The 3,560-nt window shown below is 74.8% G+C and carries 2 protein-coding genes and 1 pseudogene; 2 read left to right on the plus strand and 1 reads right to left on the minus strand.

All coding sequences use genetic code 11. The features are described 5' to 3' along the window. Window positions 1-375: pseudogene (locus MNY60_RS24430) on the minus strand (molybdopterin molybdenumtransferase MoeA); the annotation flags it as partial. Window positions 376-432: 57 nt separating this feature from the next. Between MNY60_RS24430 and MNY60_RS23390 the strand changes: the two are divergent. Continuing rightward, a complete protein-coding gene (locus MNY60_RS23390; protein WP_242341536.1) occupies window positions 433-1,281 on the plus strand; it encodes a TIGR00266 family protein in 849 nt (282 codons plus the stop codon). A 2-nt stretch (window positions 1,282-1,283) separates the two neighbouring features. Beyond that, a partial coding sequence (rnr, locus tag MNY60_RS23395) for a ribonuclease R (RefSeq protein ID WP_242341535.1) occupies window positions 1,284-3,560 on the plus strand: 2,277 nt, incomplete at its 3' end.

Genomic DNA, 3,560 nt, shown 5'->3' on the forward strand with positions numbered 1-3,560 from the left:
GGTGCGGCCCGCGCGCCGCACCTCCTCCTGCATCTCGATCGTGTCAGCCCCCTCGGGCAGCGGCGCGCCGGTGAAGATCCGGCAGCAGCTCCCGGCCGGCAGGGGTCCCGGCGCCGGCCGGCCGGCGTACACCTCGAACGCAACGGGGAGGCGCGCGCCCGCGCGCGACGCGTCGGCGGCGCGCAGCGCGTAGCCGTCCATGGTGGAGGCGTCGAACGCCGGCACGTCGCGCGCGGCGGAGAGGTCCTCGGCGAGCGCACGGCCGAGCGCGCCTTCGAGCGGGACGCGCTCCGCGGGGAGCGGCGCGAGGTCGGACAGCGCGGCGAGGATGCGCGCGCGGGCGGCGGCGGGCGTGAGCACGAGGGGTTTATACACCGCGGGCGCCCTTCTTCCTGCGGTGCGCGCTGCGCCGCGCGTGTAGACTCCCGCGCCATGACGTGTCCCTCCTGTGGTGCGGCCGTCGCCGCCGGCGCCTTCTGCTCGGCGTGCGGCGCTCGCCTCGCCCCCACGCCCACGACGGGGGCGGCGCACGACGCGCCGGTCCTCGCGACCACCTCCGCCGGCGCCGCCCTGCGCTACCAGCTCGTCGGCGGCAGCGCCTTCGCGTCGGCGCGCGTCGAGCTCTCCCCCGGGCAGTCGATCCGCGCCGAGGCGGGCGCGATGGTGGCGATGAGCGGCAACGTCGACCTGCAGTCGCAGCTCCAGGGCGGGCTCGTCGGCGCCCTGAAGCGGATGGTCACCCGCGAGTCGCTCTTCGTCTCGACGTTCACCGCGACGGGCGGCGCCGGAGAGGTCATCCTCGCGCCGCCCGTGCCGGGCGACGTCATCGGCGTCGAGCTCGGCGGGCGCGCGCTGCTCGTGCAGTCGTCCTCGTGGCTGGCCTCGGAGCTGGAGGTCCGGCTCGACACCGAGTTCGCCGGCTTCCGCGGCCTCTTCGCCGGCGAAGGGCTCTTCTTCATCCGCGCCTCGGGCGAGGGCACGATCCTGCTCTCCTCGTTCGGCGCGATCGTGCGCCGCGCGGTCCCCGCCGGCGTGCGCTATGTCGTGGACACGGGCCACGTCGTGGCGTTCGATGCGCGCATGCCGTTCGAGGTGCGCAAGGCGAGCCGCCGCGGCTGGGTGCGCTCCTTGCTCTCGGGCGAGGCGCTCGTGGCGGAGTTCGCCGGCCCCGGCGAGGTCTGGCTGCAGACCCGCAACCTGCGCTCCCTGGCGGGCGCGCTCTTCCCCTTCTTCCCGACCCAGCAGCAGGGCGGGGGGCTCGGGCAGCTGTTCGGAGACTGACCATGGCGCACGAAGGCCAGGAGCGGCGGCGGACCGCGATCGTCGAGGAGCTGCGGCGCGCGGGGGGGAAGGCGCTCTCCGTTCGCGAGCTCATGCAGCGGGCGAGGCTCCACCCGGGCGAGCGGACGGAGGTGAAGCGGGCGCTGCGCGATCTCACGCGCGAGGGGCTCCTTCACCGGGACGGGAAGCGCTTCTCGCTCCCGGGCGCCAAGCCCGCGGGGGCGCCGGCGGCCGCGCTCGCCCCGGTCCGCGAGCGGCGCGGCCTGCGCCGGCCGGGCCGTGGCAACGAGGTGGTGGGCACGCTCAAGAAGCACCGGGACGGCTACGGGTTCGTGGCGCGCATCGACCGCCAGGGCGACGACGTGTTCCTGCCGCCCGGCGAGGCGTCGCAGGCGCTCGACGGCGACCTGCTCCGCGTCGAGATCGTGCCGGCGCGCGGCGGCCGCACCGCGGGCCGGCTCGTCGAGATCGTGGAGCGCCGCCGCAGGCTGCTCATCGGCACCTACCACGCGCGCGGCGCGCGCAGCTTCGTCGTCCCGGCGGACGAGGAGCTCGGCGAGGTCGTGCCCGTGCCGGAGACGAGCGCGGCGCAGGACGGTGACGTGGTGAAGGTCGCGCTCGAGCCCGGCACCGGGCGGCTGCAGGGCAAGGTGGCCGAGGCCATCGGCCGCCCCGGCGAGCCGCGCGTGGAGGTGCTGAAGGTCGCCTACGCGAAGGGCTTCGCGGACGTGTTCCCCGCGCCGGTCCTGGCGGAGTCGCAGGCGATCCCCGATCACGTCCGGCCCGAGGATCGCCAGGGCCGCCGCGACCTGACCGCGCTCCCCCTCGTGACGATCGACGGCGAGGACGCGCGCGACTTCGACGACGCGGTGCACGTGGAGCGGCTCGAGGGGTCGAAGGGCAGGGGGCTCTACCGGCTCGTCGTCGCCATCGCCGACGTCGCGCACTACGTCCGGCCGGGCTCCGCCCTCGACACGGAGGCGTCGCGGCGCGGGACGAGCGTCTACTTCCCGATGCAGGTGCTGCCGATGCTGCCCGAGCGGCTCTCGAACGGCATCTGCTCGCTCAACCCCGCCGTGGACCGGCTGTGCATGGTCGCCGACCTCGTCCTGGACGAGCGGGGGGAGACGCGCTCGGCGGAGGTCTACGAGGGCGTGATGCGGAGCGCCGCGCGCTGCACGTACACGGAGGTGGCGAACGTCCTCGCGGGCGAGCGCGTCCCGGAGCGCGAGCGGTTCAAGGAGCGCTTCGAGCTCATGGCGGAGCTGCAGGAGAAGCTCACCGCCATGCGGGGGCGCCGCGGCGCGCTCGACTTCGATCTCCCCGAGGCGAAGATCGTGCTCGGCGAGGACGGCCAGGTCGTCGCGATCGAGAAGCGGCCGCGCAACCGCGCCCACCGGATCGTCGAGGAGTTCATGCTCGCCGCGAACGAGGCGGTGGCGCGCTGGTTCGGCGCGCGCGAGCTGCCCACCATCTACCGCGTGCACGACGTGCCGGACGAGGAGAAGCTCCAGGCGTTCCTCGACCTCGCCGAGTCGCACGGCTTCGAGGTGCCGGAGGTGCCCGGGCCGCAGGCGCTGAACGCGCTCCTGGGGCGCTTCAGGGGCCACGCGCAGCAGCGCGCCCTGAACCAGCTGCTCCTGCGGGCGATGATGCAGGCCATCTACTCGACGGAGAACATCGGCCACTACGGGCTCGCCGCCGAGCACTACCTGCACTTCACCTCCCCCATCCGCCGCTACCCGGATCTCGTCGCCCACCGGCTCCTCAAGGAGGAGTGGGCGCGCCGGCACGGTCAGTCGACGCGCGAGACGCCGGCCTCGGTGCTCGCGGAGCTCGCCGCGATCTCGTCGGAGCGCGAGCGCGCGGCGATGGAGGCCGAGCGCGACATCGCGGCCTACTACGCGGCGCTCTTCATGAAGGACAAGGTGGGCGAGCGGTTCGAGGGCGTCGTCTCGGCGGTGGTGGAGTTCGGGCTGTTCGTGGAGCTGAAGCGCTGGTTCGTCGAGGGGCTCGTCAAGATCGAGGACCTCGGTGGCCTGCCCGAGCTCGACACCGAGCTGCACGCCCTCGTCGATCGCACGACGGGCCGCGCGTTCCGGGTGGGCGAGGAGGTCACGGTGGACGTCGTCTCCGCGAGCCCCATCCGGCGCCGCATCGAGCTGAAGCTCGTGGAGGAGGCGAAGGCCGCTCCCAAGGGGCGGAAGCGCCGCGGGGCGGAGCAGGTCCTCGCGGAGGCGGAGGCGGCGGTGCGCGCACCGCGCGCGCGCGCCGCGGCC

The organism is Anaeromyxobacter sp. SG17, assembly GCF_022690695.1.
In the GTDB taxonomy this organism is placed as follows: Bacteria; Myxococcota; Myxococcia; order Myxococcales; family Anaeromyxobacteraceae; genus Anaeromyxobacter; species Anaeromyxobacter soli.

Coding starts and splice junctions, on each gene's coding strand:
- MNY60_RS23390 (WP_242341536.1), top strand. CDS start 433: ATGACGTGTCCCTCCTGTGGTGCGGCCGTCGCCGCCGGCGCCTTCTGC.